This window comes from Acinetobacter sp. 1542444 (genome assembly GCF_000581835.1).
In the GTDB taxonomy this organism is placed as follows: Bacteria; Pseudomonadota; Gammaproteobacteria; order Pseudomonadales; family Moraxellaceae; genus Acinetobacter; species Acinetobacter pittii.
On sequence record NZ_JEYA01000001.1, the window covers coordinates 561082 to 577445 of the forward strand.

At 38.4% G+C, this 16364-nt stretch carries 15 protein-coding genes; 12 read left to right on the plus strand and 3 right to left on the minus strand.

Going from position 1 to position 16364, the window contains the following annotated elements:
- Positions 1 to 183 precede the first annotated feature (183 nt).
- The 8 genes from J580_RS07085 to J580_RS07120 all read left to right on the plus strand — a co-directional run bounded on the left by J580_RS07085 (position 184) and on the right by J580_RS07120 (position 7589).
- A complete protein-coding gene (locus J580_RS07085; RefSeq protein WP_005069366.1) occupies positions 184 to 489 on the plus strand; it encodes a YcgL domain-containing protein in 306 nt (101 codons plus the stop codon).
- Positions 482 to 868: a hypothetical protein gene (locus tag J580_RS07090; RefSeq protein WP_002113949.1), complete on the plus strand. Its 387-nt coding sequence runs from the start codon at positions 482 to 484 to the stop codon at positions 866 to 868. Before J580_RS07085 ends, J580_RS07090 begins: the two co-directional genes overlap by 8 nt.
- A gap of 29 nt (positions 869 to 897) precedes the next feature.
- Positions 898 to 1749: an AAA family ATPase gene (locus J580_RS07095; RefSeq protein ID WP_002113662.1), complete on the plus strand. Its 852-nt coding sequence runs from the start codon at positions 898 to 900 to the stop codon at positions 1747 to 1749.
- A 15-nt stretch (positions 1750 to 1764) separates the two neighbouring features.
- Positions 1765 to 2952, plus strand: a complete 1188-nt coding sequence (locus tag J580_RS07100) for a vWA domain-containing protein (protein ID WP_032003581.1) — start codon at positions 1765 to 1767, stop codon at positions 2950 to 2952.
- 36 nt (positions 2953 to 2988) lie between these two features.
- On the plus strand, positions 2989 to 4194 hold the full coding sequence (gene trpB / locus J580_RS07105) for a tryptophan synthase subunit beta (protein ID WP_032003582.1): 1206 nt from the start codon (positions 2989 to 2991) through the stop codon (positions 4192 to 4194).
- A gap of 236 nt (positions 4195 to 4430) precedes the next feature.
- Positions 4431 to 5438, plus strand: a complete 1008-nt coding sequence (gene prmB, locus J580_RS07110) for a 50S ribosomal protein L3 N(5)-glutamine methyltransferase (RefSeq protein WP_002113580.1) — start codon at positions 4431 to 4433, stop codon at positions 5436 to 5438.
- Positions 5439 to 5450: 12 nt separating this feature from the next.
- On the plus strand, positions 5451 to 6542 hold the full coding sequence (gene aroC / locus J580_RS07115) for a chorismate synthase (protein WP_032003583.1): 1092 nt from the start codon (positions 5451 to 5453) through the stop codon (positions 6540 to 6542).
- 330 nt (positions 6543 to 6872) lie between these two features.
- Complete coding sequence (locus J580_RS07120; RefSeq protein ID WP_032003584.1) at positions 6873 to 7589, plus strand: hypothetical protein; 717 nt, start codon at positions 6873 to 6875, stop codon at positions 7587 to 7589.
- Between the two features lie 243 nt (positions 7590 to 7832).
- On the opposite strand, the gene J580_RS07125 is transcribed toward J580_RS07120, so the two are convergent.
- Positions 7833 to 9062: a GGDEF domain-containing protein gene (locus J580_RS07125; RefSeq protein ID WP_005069350.1), complete on the minus strand. Its 1230-nt coding sequence runs from the start codon at positions 9060 to 9062 to the stop codon at positions 7833 to 7835.
- 320 nt (positions 9063 to 9382) lie between these two features.
- Here J580_RS07125 and J580_RS07130 point away from each other — a divergent pair, with 320 nt between their 5' ends.
- The gene (locus J580_RS07130; RefSeq protein ID WP_032003585.1) at positions 9383 to 10135 is read left to right on the plus strand and encodes a TenA family transcriptional regulator; all 753 of its coding nucleotides are present in this window, start codon (positions 9383 to 9385) and stop codon (positions 10133 to 10135) included.
- 48 nt (positions 10136 to 10183) lie between these two features.
- Here J580_RS07130 and J580_RS07135 read toward each other — a convergent pair whose 3' ends face one another.
- Both J580_RS07135 and lipA read right to left on the minus strand, forming a co-directional pair.
- Entirely contained in the window at positions 10184 to 11323 is a 1140-nt protein-coding gene (locus tag J580_RS07135) for a hypothetical protein (RefSeq protein WP_032003586.1), read from the minus strand.
- Between the two features lie 156 nt (positions 11324 to 11479).
- A complete protein-coding gene (gene lipA, locus J580_RS07140) occupies positions 11480 to 12466 on the minus strand; it encodes a lipoyl synthase (protein WP_032003587.1) in 987 nt (328 codons plus the stop codon).
- Positions 12467 to 12828: 362 nt separating this feature from the next.
- Here lipA and J580_RS07145 point away from each other — a divergent pair, with 362 nt between their 5' ends.
- The 3 genes from J580_RS07145 to J580_RS07155 are packed head-to-tail and all read left to right on the plus strand — an operon-like array spanning position 12829 to position 16364.
- The gene (locus J580_RS07145; protein WP_001177517.1) at positions 12829 to 13791 is read left to right on the plus strand and encodes a thiamine pyrophosphate-dependent dehydrogenase E1 component subunit alpha; all 963 of its coding nucleotides are present in this window, start codon (positions 12829 to 12831) and stop codon (positions 13789 to 13791) included.
- Positions 13792 to 13804: 13 nt separating this feature from the next.
- On the plus strand, positions 13805 to 14824 hold the full coding sequence (locus J580_RS07150) for an alpha-ketoacid dehydrogenase subunit beta (RefSeq protein WP_032003588.1): 1020 nt from the start codon (positions 13805 to 13807) through the stop codon (positions 14822 to 14824).
- A 1-nt stretch (position 14825) separates the two neighbouring features.
- Positions 14826 to 16364, plus strand: coding sequence for a 2-oxo acid dehydrogenase subunit E2 (locus tag J580_RS07155; protein ID WP_032003589.1), 1539 nt, complete (start codon positions 14826 to 14828; stop codon positions 16362 to 16364).

A 16364-nucleotide genomic window follows, 5' to 3' on the forward strand; every position in this document is an offset into this window, starting at 1 on the left:
AAAAACTTATATTGTTTTTGTAAAATATAACTCATGTTTGGAACAAAGTTATTATCGACCTTAATCAATGTTGTAGGTTAATATTTCTCAAGAATTAAAAAAACGACTGATGCGTAAACAAACCTGCGTGTGTGTGTCGTTTTTTTTCATGTATGCTGTCCTTAGTTCAAGAGTTGATTTGAAATGCACTGTGATATTTATAGATCGAGCAAAAAAGATGAAATGTACATGTATATTGCTCGTCCAAACTATCCTGACAATACGGAACAAGCTGATCCGTTTGAAAATGTTCCTGAAGCTGTTTTACAAGCGTTTGGTCGTGCAACGTTTGTCATGCATTTAGAGTTGGCTCCAACACGTAAATTGGCGCGTGTTAATGTTTTACATGTTTTAGACTCATTACAAACAAAAGGTTTCTTTATTCAGATGCCGCCAGAAGGGTTAATTAACCCGAATGCAGTTGAACCAGAGGGCTTACGTGGTGCGTGAAGATCAAACTGGAATAATGAATCAGTTATTCTCTTTTTTGGATGTTATTCCAGAAGGTGTTATTGCTTTAACAGCTTATGGAATAGGCGCTATTATTGCTTTGTGGTGTTGGTGGCGATTAATGCGCCGTCTTCCTACTACTTTTGGTGCAATTAGCTGGTTGATTGTATTTGCTATTTTAGTTACACCAACAGTGTCTGAAGGACCGAATGCATCTGTAGCACCTGCTATTTTTGGACTTCTTTTTGGTGTTTTAACTAAAGATAGTCCGTTAATTTGGTCAAATTTATCTTTAATTCTGTTTGTAGTTGGTCTAGGTTTGGTGATTGGATATTGTTGGTCAAAATATTCAACAAACAAAAGCATGCGTTCCATCTAACCATTGAAATAGAAAAATAAGGTCTTTACATGTCTGCTGATACCCAACATTTTACCGGTACAGATCAATATATCGCGACTGATAGTCTTAAGCTTGCTGTAAAAGCAGCTCGTGCTTTGCAAAAGCCTTTACTGATTAAGGGTGAACCGGGCACGGGTAAAACTTTACTTGCTGAACAAGTAGCACAAAGTTTAGGTTTAAAACTGATTACTTGGCATATCAAATCTACAACTAAAGCACAGCAAGGGTTGTATGAATATGATGCAGTTTCTCGTTTAAGAGATAGCCAATTAGGTGATGACCGAGTTTACGATATTAAGAACTATATTAAACCCGGTAAATTGTGGGAAGCTTTCACCAGTGAAGAGCGTTGCGTATTATTAATTGATGAAATTGATAAGGCCGATATCGAGTTTCCAAATGACTTGTTGCATGAACTCGATAAAATGTCTTTTTATGTTTATGAAACGAATGAAACAATTACGGCAACGCAACGCCCAATTGTAATTATTACTTCAAATAATGAAAAAGAATTACCAGATGCATTCTTGCGTCGTTGCTTCTTCCACTATATTGAGTTTCCAGATGAAGCCACAATGCGAGAAATCATTGCGGTTCATTTCCCCAATATCTCTGCAACACTAGTAAACGAAGCTTTACAAGTTTTCTTTAAACTACGTGAAATTCCTAATTTGAAGAAACCACCATCAACTTCTGAGTTAATTGATTGGTTAAGCTTGCTCATGGCAGATGATATGCCTGAAGATGTATTACGTAATCGGGATACATCTAAAGCTATTCCACCTTTATATGGTGCTCTCATCAAAAACGAGCAAGATGTACAACTTCTCGAACGCTTGGCTTTCATGTCTCGACGTTAAGGGAGGGAGTAACCCATGTTTGTGCGGTTATTTTACACCTTACGTAAATATGGTGTTCCAGTTACCACTCGTGAACTCATTGATCTAAACCGTGCGGTGAGTGAAGGTTTGGTTTTTGCTGACCAAGAAGAGTTCTATCAGCTTGCTAAAACTATTTTAGTTAAAGATGAGCGATTTTTTGATAAGTTTGATCGTGCCATGAAAGATTACTTTGATGGCATTGAAACTTTTGATATCGATGAGTTGCTTAAGCAAGTTCATAAATTACCAAAAGACTGGTTCGATTTAGAACTTCTCGAAAAGCATTTAACACCAGAGCAAAGAGCTGAACTTCAAAAAGCAGGTTCTTTAGAAGAACTAATGAAAATGCTAGAAGAGCGTTTACGCGAACAGCATAAGAAACACCAAGGTGGTAACCGTATGGTTGGCACAGGTGGAACTTCACCTTTTGGAGCTTTTGGTGACCATCCAGAAGGCGTCAGAATTGGTGGGCCGGGGCGTAAACGTTCGGCGGTTAAAGTCTGGGAACAACGGAAATACCAAAATCTAGATGACGACCAAGTTCTTGGAACTCGTCAGATGCAAATTGCGTTACGACGTTTACGCAAATTTGCTCGCCAAGGCGCAGCTGAAGAGTTAGACGTTGATGGAACTATTCGAGAAACAGCCAAACAAGGTATCTTGGATGTTCAGATGGTGCCAGAGCGTCGCAATCGAATCAAAGTACTCATGTTGTTTGATGTGGGTGGTTCGATGGATACGCACATTGCCCAATGTGAAAAGCTTTTCAGCGCAGCTAAAACCGAATTCAAAACCCTTGAATACTTTTATTTCCATAACTGTCTTTATGACTATGTTTGGAAAGATAACTACCGAAGAACAGCAACCCGCATGAATACCTGGGATCTGTTCCATACTTACGGACGCGACTATCGTGTAATTGTGGTGGGTGATGCCAGTATGGCACCGTATGAGCTGAAATCGGTAGGTGGCTCGGTTGAATATATGAATGATGAAACAGGTGAGGTTTGGTTACGTCGCCTACGTCAACATTTTGATAAAACAGCATGGTTAAACCCTGAAACTGAAGGGTATTGGCATTACACTCAAACCATTGGTTGGATTAAAGAGATTTTTGAAAACCATATGTATCCAATGACCCTAAAAGGTATTGAGGATCTGACGCGTTACCTTTCTCGATAAACTTGATAACTTTAATAATTTAAAAAGAGGGATGATATGCAACATCAAATTAATGGTATTGCTTTGCCAAATGAACAGGGATTTTTTGGTGAATATGGAGGCCAATTTATTCCTCCGCATTTAAAAGAAGCAATGGATGAAATTAATGTTGCTTATGAAGAAATTCGCCATACACCAGAATTTCAAAATGAATTATCAGACCTCTTTTCAAATTATGTAGGTCGTCCAAGTCCTTTATTTCACGCAAAACGTCTTTCTGAGCAGTTAGGCGGTGCACAAATTTATTTAAAACGTGAAGACTTAAATCATACAGGTGCTCATAAAATTAATCACTGTTTAGGTGAGGCTCTACTTGCTAAATATATGGGCAAAAAGAAAGTTATTGCCGAGACTGGTGCGGGACAGCATGGCGTTGCTTTAGCCACGGCTTGTGCTTTAGTTGGTATTCCATGTGAAATTCACATGGGACAAGTCGATATTGAAAAAGAACACCCTAATGTGGTCAAAATGAAAATTTTGGGTGCTCATTTAGTTTCAGTAACACGTGGTACAGCAACCTTAAAAGATGCTGTAGATAGCGCGTTTGAAGAATATTTAAAAGACCCTAAAAACTTTATTTATGCAATTGGTTCTGTGGTTGGACCACATCCATTTCCAAAAATGGTTCGAGATTTTCAATCGATTATTGGCAATGAAATTAAAGAGCAGACGCATCATCGTTTTGGTAAAAACCCAGATTATGTTGTCGCATGTGTGGGTGGCGGTTCAAATGCAATCGGTGCTTTTACGGCATTTTTAAATGATTCGGATGTGAAATTGGTTGGGGTTGAACCAGCAGGACATGGTTTAGAAACTCACATGCATTCGGCAACTTTAACCTTAGGTAAACCAAGTCAAATTCATGGTATGGCGTGTTACGTGCTTGAAAATGAAGCTGGTGAACCGTTACCCGTGCATTCTATTGCTTCAGGATTGGACTATCCTGGTGTTGGGCCACAGCATAGTTTCTTAAAAGATTTAGGCCGTGTGGAATATAGCACTGCAACTGACCAAGAATGTTTGGATGCTTTTATGACCTTATCTCGTGTAGAAGGAATTGTTCCTGCGCTTGAAAGCTCACACGCTGTCGCATGGGCAATACGAAAAGCACCAAAGCTGTCGAAAGAAACCATGATTGTGGTTAATCTTTCTGGTCGTGGAGACAAAGATTCGGATTATGTGGCAGAAAAACTTAAGCTTTAAACCAACTAAACACAAAAAGCGGTCAATATTTAAAGACCGCTTTTTTATTTCATAGACGAAATCTATACCTTGTTAAAAGTTCATTATTTCTTAATTAAAACAAAGTATTCTGATTTTAAGCTGTGATTGTTAGAGATAGGTGTGTAAAACACTGCTTCACAAGGCAAAGCGTTGCGTTGCTTTGTCTCACTCAGTAGAATAGTCACTTTGCAAAATTTGCCTTTGGAGACGCCTAAGTGGAGCGACCGACGATTAGCCCTGAACATTTACAGGAAGCTGCTGAAAATTTATCTACAATTCGAGATTTTATTCGCTTTGGGGTATCAGCATTACGTCAACATGATGCACATTTAGGACAAGGTACTGAAGATTATTTTGCAGAAAGTTCTGCATTAGTTTTACAAACCTTATCTCTTGAATGGTCAGCAGACTCAGAGATTTTAGATGCTAAGCTTTTGCCAAGTGAAAAAGCAGAATTCTTAAGTTTGTTAGAACGTCGTATTAATGACCGTATTCCGACTTCTTATTTATTAAATTTAGCTTACTTCTTTAATAAGCCATTTTATGTGGATGAGCGTGTACTTATTCCGCGTTCACCAATTGCAGAATTAATTGAACAACGTTTTGCACCATATTGCTTAGATGAAAATGGTCAAATGCGTGAGGCACTTAACAACCTGCCAGAAAATGCAAAACCTAAAACTCCACAACGTATTTTAGATATGTGTACAGGTTCTGGTTGTATTGCTGTAGCTTTGGCTTATGCATATCCAGATGCTGAAGTAGATGCAACGGACATCTCTAAAGAAGCCTTGGAAGTAGCATCGATTAATGTTGAACACCATAATAAACAATATCAAGTTGCTTTACTTGAATCTGATTTATTTGCCAAGATTCCAGCTGAAAACCAGTACGATTTAATTGTAAGTAACCCTCCATATGTTGATGCTGAAGACATGGCTGACTTACCGGAAGAGTTTTTACATGAACCTGAGCTTGCATTGGCAGCAGGCCAAGACGGTTTAGATCTCGTGCGTAAAATGCTTGCTCAAGCGGCAGATTATTTAACTGAAGATGGTTTAATTGTCATTGAAGTGGGTAACTCTGAATGGGCTATGCGTCAGAACTTCAATACGATTGATTTCAACTGGCTTACTTTCCAAAAAGGTGGTTCTGGCATTTTTGCTTTAACCGCAGAACAATGTCGTCGTTATAGAAAACTATTTGAACAGCAACAAGCATAAGGAGTTGTACATATGGCAGGGAACAGTATTGGACAACTCTTTCGTGTAACGACATGTGGCGAGTCTCATGGCGTTGGCTTAATGGCAATTGTTGATGGCGTGCCACCTGGTCTTGAGTTAACCGAAGAAGATCTTCAAAAAGATCTGGATCGCCGTAAGCCGGGTACATCAAAATTTGCGACTCAGCGCAAGGAACCTGATCAGGTTGAAATTATTTCTGGTGTATTTGAGGGTAAAACTACGGGTACACCAATTGGTTTACTCATTCGTAATACTGACCAAAAATCGAAAGATTACGGCAATATTGCTCAGACTTTTAGACCGGGTCATGCGGACTACACCTATACACAAAAGTACGGTTTCCGTGATTATCGTGGTGGCGGTCGTTCGAGTGCTCGTGAAACTGCTATGCGTGTTGCAGCTGGTGCAATTGCAAAGAAATATTTAGCAGAAAAGTTTGGTGTATTGATTCGTGGTCATGTCACTCAAATTGGTAATGAAGTTGCTGAAAAACTGGATTGGAATGAAGTTCCAAATAATCCATTTTTCTGTGGTGATGTAGATGCTGTTCCTCGTTTTGAAGCATTGGTTACGTCTTTACGTGAACAAGGCACAAGCTGCGGGGCTAAGCTAGAAATTTTAGCTGAAAAAGTTCCTGTAGGTTGGGGTGAACCTGTTTTTGACCGTCTAGATGCTGACATTGCTCATGCCATGATGAGCATTAATGCGGTTAAAGGTGTTGAAATCGGGGATGGTTTCGCAGTTGCTGGGCAGTTTGGTCATGAAACACGTGATGAGTTGACGAGTAATGGCTTCTTAGCGAATCATGCAGGCGGTATTTTAGGCGGTATTTCGAGTGGTCAAACCATTCGAGTCGCTATTGCATTAAAGCCTACTGCAAGTATTACAACACCAGGTAAAACGATTAATTTAAGCCGTGAAGATACTGATGTGTTAACTAAAGGTCGTCATGACCCATGTGTAGGTGTACGAGCAACTCCAATTGCAGAAGCAATGTTGGCTATTGTCCTAATGGATCACTTCCTACGCCATCGTGCACAAAATACAGATGTTGTTCCACCGTTTGCACCAATTGAACCATAGTCATAATTTTGACTATAGTAAATTAAGCCCCCATATTTAACTTAAACTTGGGGGCTTTAATTTTTTATCATATTCGGCTCTATTAAATTTTAAATTATTTCCTTGTCTTATAATCTCTATATAAATATAATACCCGCGATTTATTTCTGAAGATATTTATCCGCTTAAGTAAAAAATTAAAGTCTTATTAGTTTTTATACTTCCGCAAGATATTCATATCTTAAAACTAATTTTATTCAAATTGGTTTTATATAAGTTTATTACATATTTAAATTTTATTACTTTAAACAAATAATTTTCAAAGTCATCATTGAAATTGGGGAAATATCAATGAATCAATGTACATATAGAATTGGCTGTATGTCAAAGGATAAACTATTGCCTAAAAACTTAGAGGCAATGATAAAAGTTATTCATGACTTATCTTTATCCTCTCAGCTATCTGAAAACTGGATATATAGTGATGATAATCCAGATATATATATTATTGATTTAGATAGCGGCTATACAAATATTCTTATTCCTAAAAAAATTAAAATTGTATTAAGTAATAACCCTGAGCTTTTAAAAGGTTATCAATATGGTCTAAAGAGACCCTTAAGGTATCAGGAACTATTAAAAATTTTATTAGAAATTGAAAATAATGAATATTTTAAAAAATCTTATCAAGAACGTATAGAAAATATAACTGCTACAGATCCGTTTGAGACAAAAATTCTATACAAACTTGTTTGTTATCCAAACTTTAAAAATATTCATGCAGAGCAGATTGTTAATGTCACTAGAGTATGTGCTTTATTATCTATTGAATCAAAGACAGTCCAAGAAATTAAAAAATTCTTGAACTTATCTGTAGATGAAATACAAAAAATTATAGAGATTATTAAAAAAGAGGCTTATCCGAACTATGAAACGATACATGAGAATATTGTCTCGATATTGCCATTTTCAAATGAAGTTGTTCAGACAGCCCCTCCTAGAATGGAGCAAAACTTATTGCTCTATTTTATAAATAAACTTTGGAAGAAGTTAAAAGGAGAATTCTGATGAACTGGAATTTTTTAGCTTAGAGTAGGTATGTATTAATCTTAACTAAATCATTCTTAATTTAATATTAAGAACTAAACAACAATATTTAGTACATATTAAATCTAGATTACATTTTAGCTTTACCACGGATGGAAAAGCTAAATAGAGAATTCTTTCATTATTTTAATTCAAAAGATTAATATCAAAAACAAATAATGTAATCACTAGCCAAAAGTTATCCTCAATTGTTATTTGCCATTATTAAGTTAAATCTACAATTTGTTCTTCATTTACAGCAATCTTATATTGATTACGTCCATTGGTTTTCGCTTTATATAATGCATGATCAGCTCGTGCCACAAAAGCAGAAATAGAATCGTTTAGACGTGGAATTGTGGTTGCTACTCCAACGCTAATAGTGACTTGTGGTGAAACATCACTACATGGGTGTTTAATCGCAATTTTATTAATCGCATTCATTAAACGTTCGACCTGTATCAAAGCTTGCTGAGAATTTGTCATTGGGAATAGTAGTAAAAACTCTTCACCACCATAACGAGCAACTAAATCACCACTACGAGCAGCAATAGAAGAAATAGCAATTGCGATTTCTTTTAAACATTCATCACCTTTGAGATGTCCTAGCGTATCATTGTAGGCTTTAAAATAATCGATATCGACCATCATAATAGTGAGTGGGGTTTCATGTCGTAATGCACGGCGCCATTCATTATCCAAGGTTTCATCTAGATAACGTCGATTGGCTAAACCAGTAAGTGCATCTTGCTGAGAAAGTAAGGATAACTGCTGCGCTTGTTGCATGAGCTCAATGCGGTTCAGCTCAATCATACAGTTTTGTAAATAGTTTTCTCGATGTTGACGATCCGTTGCATAGGCGAGGGTCATTCCCAAAAAACTACTAAAAGTGTAAGTTCGGTTTAAGAACGTCCAGTCGATCACACCATTTAAGTAGTTACTTACTAAAATTCCAACTAGTCCTCCCATCCATCCAGCAAATATGGCGGTATAAAAGCGCATACCAACAGCACCATAAATAATAACGATTGCATACATCATGGCAGCATGAAAAAGAACATTATCTTGTCCATTCTCAATAACGTTAATTAAAATAAAAGTAATTGCTACCGCTAAAGCCGAGCCAACTCCTACATAATAATCAAAATACTGATTTAATTTTTTAATAAATGATAAAATCCAAGCGATAAGAACAATTACACCAACCCAAGAATAATAGCTAAACCAGGATAAAACTTGTTCACTTGGTAAAACTTGATATATACCAAAGCTTAAAAATATATATAATATTAAAATAATAGGCGCTCTGTAGCGGAACTCATAGGCAGCACCGTTTTGGTATTGAAAACGATAAATCGTTTCAAGCTGCTTTGGAAACCATACGAAATTTAATCCTCGTGTGGTTAATAAATCTATTTGTTCCTGTCCCAATATATTGGAACCCTGCAACTTCATAATTAATGCTCTCTATATTGGAAGTTGTCATAAAATGAGACTTATTTTAAGTAAAGTTCCATCTAAAAATATTGATTATATAATGTGTGGTTTATTCAAAATAATAATACAGATTTTTTAAAAAAGTAATGATTTTTATCTATGTTAAATGTGATAAAAATCACGACATTTCAATGATTAGCCTAATAATTATCTAAAGTTTCCCAATCCATCGAAAAAAGTTACAAATGGTCGATTAACGATTGTATCTTTATCATTTTCGGATAGACTTATAACGTGAAATACAGATGATTGCTGTCATATAAATAGGAAAATTAGCAATGACTGCTCTAAATCAATATGGAATGAATTTAGAAATTACGCCGCATAATGGATGGTCACAACGGTTCTGGGACGACCTGTTACCAGCTAAAGAACGGGTGAGTAAACATCCGTTTTTTACGGAAATGGCCAATGGGGGATTGAGCCTAGATAGTTTCCGTTATGCTTTACTTAATTTCTATCCATTAGTCGCCCATTTCCCGTCATATATGGCTGGAGCATTGGGGAAAGCGACTGGATTTTCTGAACCGGGAGTTACTGAAGCGCGAGATTGGTTAATTCAAAATATTAAGGTAGAAGAGCGACACTTAAAATGGTATCGCGATTGGGCTGGAGGTTTTGGTTTAACAGTTGAAGAACTTGATCACGTACGACCACCCGCTGCTATGAATGCTGTAAACCATTTTCTGTGGAATATGAGTCATCGAGGCAATTTGGCAGAATGTCTGGCTGCAACAAATTTGGCGATTGAATGGGCAACTGGAGATTGGTCTATTCAGGTGTATAAAGGTATTCATACCTATACTAATCATCCTGAAGTCACGATTGATAAACGTTCTTTAGCTTGGTTACGCGCGCATGCACATTATGATGATCTTCATCCTTATGAAGCTATGGAGCTGATTAAGCGCTTATGCAATGATCGTCCTGACTGGCAGCAAAAAGCATTTCATGCTGCTGAAGAAGGACTGCGGTATTACGAATTAGCTTTGGACGACTGCTATAGGGTACAGCTTCAAGCTACTGCTTGATCTAGCCTTAAAAAGGGAGAATATCGTATGGATATTCTCCCTTTTATTTTATTCGAGCAACTTTAAGAGTTTAGTTCGATAAGGTGTTTCTTCGGGTAATAATTCAAGTAAACGTTCAACAGCATCTACACGGTCTGGTACACGACTGACTACTCGCAATAATTGATCAATATCTTCAATTTGATAAATCACATGACTCAAACGAGCGTCAAAACAATCTCTCCATGCGCATAAAAAAGGACTTTCTGATTTAGCTAAGAAACTTCCTCTATAGAGTGTAAGCGTAGTTGATGTAAAACCAAGGTTTAAGGCTTGTTCGGCCATTAAAAAATCACATTGAATTTCACAGTTAAGTCTATATGGTCGTGACTCGATAACGTCGGGTATTAAGTTTCTGAGTTGAGAAAGTTCTGCTTTTAAAGTGGTGGTACTTACAGGCCGATCACCATATAAAGCATAGTGAAGTTCTTCAAGATTAATCCCTTCGGGACAAAGGGTTAGAATGCACAGAATCTCAATTTGACGTTGAGTCAATGTAAGGCTGTGTTGGTTATATTGAACTTTAGGAGTGCCGAAGGCTTTAATATATAAGATATTTTTCTGATGAAGTTGAATTGCTTGTTTAACAATGTCAGCACAACGCTCTACTGCTAAAACTCCAAGTGAATTATGTTTTTGATATTTAGTCGATAAATTCATAATTCCATAAAACTGACCTGTATTTGTATCGGTAATCGGTGCTGCATAACAGACCCAGTCTCTGACACTATTCATTTGGTTTTCATGTGAGTAAACACAGCTTGCAGAATGTGTATTTAATGCTAGACCAATGGCGTTTTGACCTACTGCCTGAGTAGACCACTGACCACCTTCAACAAAGTGTACTTGCTCAGCCGATGAGCGCATAGGGTGACTACTCCATGTCCAAAGTAGAGTACCATGAGGATCAGTCACACCAATGGCCATATCGGCATCTTCGGCAATATGCATTAAGTTGCGATGGCACTCGTGAATCGAACGACCAAATAATGAGTGTTCCCATTCCTCACCCAGATCAAACAAAGGTGCTGCTTCAAGGTCAAGTGATGGTTTTTTTCCTAATTGTTTAGAATGAGATGAGGATTCCGACCGAAATAAGGACGGACTAGTGTCTATTAAAGGCGATGATAATTGTTCTGACATATCCATATCGAAATTCCTTTATCATTGAAATGGCGTATCCGTAGCCGCTCAACAGTTATAACTTTCTTATTGTGACTATTTCCTAGTTATCTCCTTACCTTAAATAATTTTATAAGTCTTGACCATTATCCTATTGGATAAGTTTTGTTAATTGCCTAATCATTAAGATAAGACATCTTGTCGGCTGAAAGGCTTTGGCACTTCTTCTCCGAAATATTGTCGATCAGCAAAATAGCTAGAACGAACCATAGGTGCACTCCAAATATTTTTAAAACCTAATCGCTTACCGTGTCGGGTATATCGTTCAAATTCTTGTAAATTTACAAACCGATGAATAGGCGCATGTGATTTTGAAGGCTGAAGATATTGACCAATCGTGACAAGATCGACTTGATAGTCTTTTAAATCGTTGAGTAGGGCAAGCACTTCAGCCTCTATTTCTCCTAATCCAACCATCAGGCCAGACTTGGTTTTGATATCGGGACAATATGCTTTAAAGCGTTTAAGTAACTCAAGCGAATGTTGATAATCTGAACCGGGGCGCATCGCTTTATATAAACGAGGAACCGTCTCAATATTATGGTTAAACACATCTGGAGGAGATAAGCTTAGAGTTGAAAGCGCTGTCTCTAAACGACCGCGAAAATCTGGTACTAAAATCTCAATCAATGTTTCTGGACAATGTTTTCTAATTTCTTCAATACACTTTACAAAATGTGCAGCACCGCCATCATGTAGATCGTCGCGGTCTACAGAGGTAATCACGACATACTTTAAGTTTAGATTTGCGACTGTTTCTGCCAAATGCTTAGGTTCATCTTCATCTAGCGGTTTTGGGCGACCATGAGCGACATCACAAAATGGGCAGCGACGAGTACAAATATCGCCCATAATCATAAATGTTGCCGTACCTCCACCAAAACATTCCGGTAAATTTGGACACGCCGCTTCTTCGCAAACACTGTGTAACTTCTGTTGGCGTAGCAAATTTTTTATGCGGTTAATTTCTTCAAAATCGGTTATTTTGGCTCTAATCCAGTCAGGTTTAGTCGGTAACTCTTCTGTAGGTAAAATTTTAATCGGAATGCGAGCAACTTTATCTGCTCCTCTTAATTTAATACCAGTTTCTATTTGCCTTTTTAAGTCCATATATAAAATTCCATTTTATATTAAATAATATTTAACTAGACTCTATATAATAAAAATCCTTATAATTTAAATAAAGGACATAGAGTTTATTAATGAGCGTAGTACACAGCTAATATTATAAATTAATAAAGGTTGGTTAAAGGTTTGTTTCACAAGCCAATGAAATGTATTAAAATTTTTTAATTTTATTTTTGCTGTACAAGTTTTTGAAAAATAAAAAATAATATCCATAAAAACCATTTAAAAATTTTTAGTCTAATAGCATATTAAATTAAATTGAGCTTTATTATTTATAGCGAAATATATAACTCTCGCTGAAACTTGGTTGATTTTTAATAATCAAGATAATAAAGGAAAAGGATATGCAATTAACGGAAGAGCAATTACTCGCAGCATATAAACGCATGCGCGATATTCGTGAATTTGAGGATCGACTTCACGAAGAAAATACCAATGGTGATATTCCTGGCTTTATTCACTTATACAGTGGTGAAGAAGCTGTAGCAGTCGGGATTTGCGAAAATTTAACCGACAAAGACTATATCACTTCAACACACCGTGGACATGGACACTGTATTGCAAAAGGCTGTGACATTCACGCCATGATGCTGGAAATTTTCGGTAAAGATGACGGGCTATGTCGTGGAAAAGGCGGTTCTATGCATATTGCCGATTTAGATAAAGGTATGCTCGGTGCCAACGGGATTGTGGGTGGTGGACCTCCTTTAGCCATTGGTGCGGCGTTGACAGCGAAAACCTTAAAGACTGGTGGTGTCGGACTTTCTTTTACAGGCGATGGTGGTTCAAACCAAGGCCTTACTTTTGAAGCGATGAACATGGCTGTTGTACTTAAACTTCCAGTAATTTTCGTTTTCGAAAATAACGGTTTTGGTGAGGGGACTGGTCATGATTACGCTGTAGGAAGCAAGGACATTGCTGGTCGTGCAGCAGGTTTTGGTTTACCTGCAGTTAAAGTTGATGGGACCGATTTCTTTGCCGTCTATGAAGCTGCTCAAACTGCCATTGAACGTGCACGTCGTGGTGAAGGTCCGAGTGTTATTGAAACCATTACAAACCGTTTTTATGGCCACTTCGAAGGTGATCCTGGCTTGATTCGCTCTAAAGAAGAAGTCGAGTTCATCAAAGAAAATAAAGATCCTTTGAAAATTTTCCGAGAGAAAGTTAAAGGCAAAATTGATGAAGCTAAGTTAGACGAGATTGATGCAGCTTCTAAGGCGAATGTTGATGACGCCGTTGCTAAAGCTCGTGCTGCGGCTTATCCAAAACCAGAACAACTCCTTACTGACGTCTATGTCTCTTACTAAAGGAATAGTAAAGATGCCAAATAAAAGTTTTCGTAATGCAATTAAAGAAGCTATTGAATCAGAAATGCGTCGTGATCCAACCGTATTTGTTGTTGGTGAAGATGTTCGCGGTGGACACGGCGGTAAAAACACTGAAGAAAATCAGTTAGAAGGTTTCGGTGGTGTATTGGGCGTAACCAAAGGTTTATGGACGGAATTTGGTTCGGAACGTGTTATTGATACTCCAATTACCGAGTCTGCAATTATCGGTATGGCCGCCGGTGCTGCTGCAACAGGTTTACGTCCTGTTGCTGATTTAATGTTTATGGACTTCTATGGCGTGTGTCACGACATGCTCTATAACCAAGCCGCTAAATTCCGTTATATGTTTGGCGGAAAAGCAAAAGCACCAATGGTTGTACGTGGCATGATTGGCGCAGGTTTTTCTGCGGCAGCCCAGCATTCTCAGTCACCATATAACGTATTTGCCGCGGTTCCGGGCTTAAAAGTTGTGGTTCCATCTAGCCCATATGATGTGAAAGGGCTACTAATTCAGGCTATTCGTGATGACGACCCAGTAGTGTTCTGTGAGCATAAAATGCTCTATGACATTAAAGGCGAAGTTCCAGATGATGCCTATACTATTCCTTTTGGTGTAGCAAATTACACCCGTGAAGGGACAGACGTGACCATTATTGCTTTAGGCTTGATGGTACATCGTGCTAATGAAGTGGCAGACAAATTGGCAAAAGATGGTATTTCGATTGAAGTGGTAGACCCTCGTACAATTTCACCTCTGGATGAAGAAGGAATTTTAGAGTCTGTTGCGTCGACTGGGCGTGTGGTTATTGTCGATGAATCAGCTGCACGTTGTGGTTTTGGACATGATGTTGCTGCACTAATCGCCCAAAAAGGTTTCCACTATTTGAAAGCACCTGTTGAACTTGTAACGCCACCACATACGCCTGTTCCATTCTCTCCAGTTTTAGAAAAAGAATGGATTCCAAGTGTAGAGCGTATTGAGCAAGCTGTGCGAAAAACATTGGAGGCTTAGGATGAGCGAAATTAAAACGCTGGAGATCCCAAAATGGGGATTATCCATGGAAGAAGGCACGATCGCCCAATGGTTGATTAAAGAGGGTGATAGCTTTAATAAGGGCGATGAAATTTGTGAAATTGAAACCACAAAAATCGTCAATGTATTAGAAGCGCCTTTTGCGGGAACTCTCCGTAAAATTTTAGCGAAAGATGGTGATACTTTACCTGTTGGTGGTCTTATTGCTGTATGTGCTGAAAGCCAAGTTTCTGATGCAGAAATTGAGCAGTTTATTGCATCACTAGGTGGTTCAGCAGCTAAAGCCCCTGAAACACCTTCGGAGCAAAGTAAAGCAGAAACATCTGCACCTGTTGCTGAAAAAGCAGAACAACCACAGTCTGTAGCTGCAAGTGCTCCAGTTCCAGTAAAGACTGCTAAAGGTGACTACGCTGTACCCGAGTCATTACAAGGCTATCAAGTATCTGATGAGTTGTTTACAACACCGCATGCGTTAAAGCTAGCTGAAAAGCACAATGTGAACTTGGCAAAAGTCACGGGTTCTGGTCGTGAAGGACGTATTAGTGTTCAAGACATCCAAAAAGCTGTGCAAGCTGCTGGTGGTCAGTGGCCTGATGTTAAGCAGCAAACTCAAGCTAAAGTAGTTAAATCTACGGCTGATGATAGCCAAGTTTTAGCGACACCTGTAGCACGCCGTTTAGCAAAACAATGGGGCATTAACCTAAATAACTGCCGTGTTTCAGGTACTCGTGGCCGTGTCTGTAAAGAAGATGTTGAAGCAGTTTACTATCGTAATAACCCAACGTCGGTAAATGAACAATCGACTCAATGTGCTGTTGCTCAACCACAATCTACAATTACGACTGTGGCGATGAATGGGATGCGTAAAGCGATTGCTTCACGGTTACAGACTGCAAAACGTAATGCACCGCATTTCCGCTTAGTGGTCGATCTCAACGTAGAAGCTTTGCAAAAACTACGTAAGCAGATTAATGAGACTGTTCCACAAGTGAAACTTTCTATTAATGACATGCTAATTAAGGCAGCGGCGGCGGCACTGATTAAAGTACCTGAGGTAAACGTTCAATTTGATGAGGCGACTCAATCAATTTTACAGTTCTCTCAAGCGGATATTTCGGTGGCCGTAGCGATTCCAAACGGTTTAATTACACCCATTGTAAAAGCAGCAAATCAGAAGTCTTTAGCACAAATTTCCGATGACATGCGTGATTTGGCAACGCGTGCCAAGACTGGCAAGTTACAACCTGACGAGTTTCAGGGGGGGAGCTTTAGCATTTCAAATTTAGGAATGTTAGGCATTAAACAGTTCGATGCCATTATCAACCCTCCGCAAGGTGCAATTATGGCATTAGGTGCTTCTGAATCACGTGCTGTTGTTGAAAATGGCAATGTAGTGGTTCGTGAGATTGTCACAGCGACGTTGTCATGTGATCACCGTGTCATTGATGGCGCAGTTGGGGCGAAATTCTTGGCCAGCTTTAAGCAGTTTGTTGAAAACCCTGCTTTAATTTTGGTGTAG

What these genes read in the sequence shown, in the direction of transcription:
- J580_RS07150 (WP_032003588.1), top strand. Translation starts at nt 13,805, where the DNA reads ATGCCAAATAAAAGTTTTCGTAATGCAATTAAAGAAGCTATTGAATCA.
- aroC (WP_032003583.1), top strand. Translation starts at nt 5,451, where the DNA reads ATGGCAGGGAACAGTATTGGACAACTCTTTCGTGTAACGACATGTGGC.
- J580_RS07155 (WP_032003589.1), top strand. Translation starts at nt 14,826, where the DNA reads ATGAGCGAAATTAAAACGCTGGAGATCCCAAAATGGGGATTATCCATG.
- J580_RS07145 (WP_001177517.1), top strand. Translation starts at nt 12,829, where the DNA reads ATGCAATTAACGGAAGAGCAATTACTCGCAGCATATAAACGCATGCGC.
- J580_RS07130 (WP_032003585.1), top strand. Translation starts at nt 9,383, where the DNA reads ATGACTGCTCTAAATCAATATGGAATGAATTTAGAAATTACGCCGCAT.
- J580_RS07125 (WP_005069350.1), bottom strand. Translation starts at nt 9,062, where the DNA reads ATGAAGTTGCAGGGTTCCAATATATTGGGACAGGAACAAATAGATTTA.
- J580_RS07095 (WP_002113662.1), top strand. Translation starts at nt 898, where the DNA reads ATGTCTGCTGATACCCAACATTTTACCGGTACAGATCAATATATCGCG.
- J580_RS07135 (WP_032003586.1), bottom strand. Translation starts at nt 11,323, where the DNA reads ATGGATATGTCAGAACAATTATCATCGCCTTTAATAGACACTAGTCCG.
- J580_RS07120 (WP_032003584.1), top strand. Translation starts at nt 6,873, where the DNA reads ATGAATCAATGTACATATAGAATTGGCTGTATGTCAAAGGATAAACTA.
- trpB (WP_032003582.1), top strand. Translation starts at nt 2,989, where the DNA reads ATGCAACATCAAATTAATGGTATTGCTTTGCCAAATGAACAGGGATTT.
- J580_RS07085 (WP_005069366.1), top strand. Translation starts at nt 184, where the DNA reads ATGCACTGTGATATTTATAGATCGAGCAAAAAAGATGAAATGTACATG.
- J580_RS07100 (WP_032003581.1), top strand. Translation starts at nt 1,765, where the DNA reads ATGTTTGTGCGGTTATTTTACACCTTACGTAAATATGGTGTTCCAGTT.
- lipA (WP_032003587.1), bottom strand. Translation starts at nt 12,466, where the DNA reads ATGGACTTAAAAAGGCAAATAGAAACTGGTATTAAATTAAGAGGAGCA.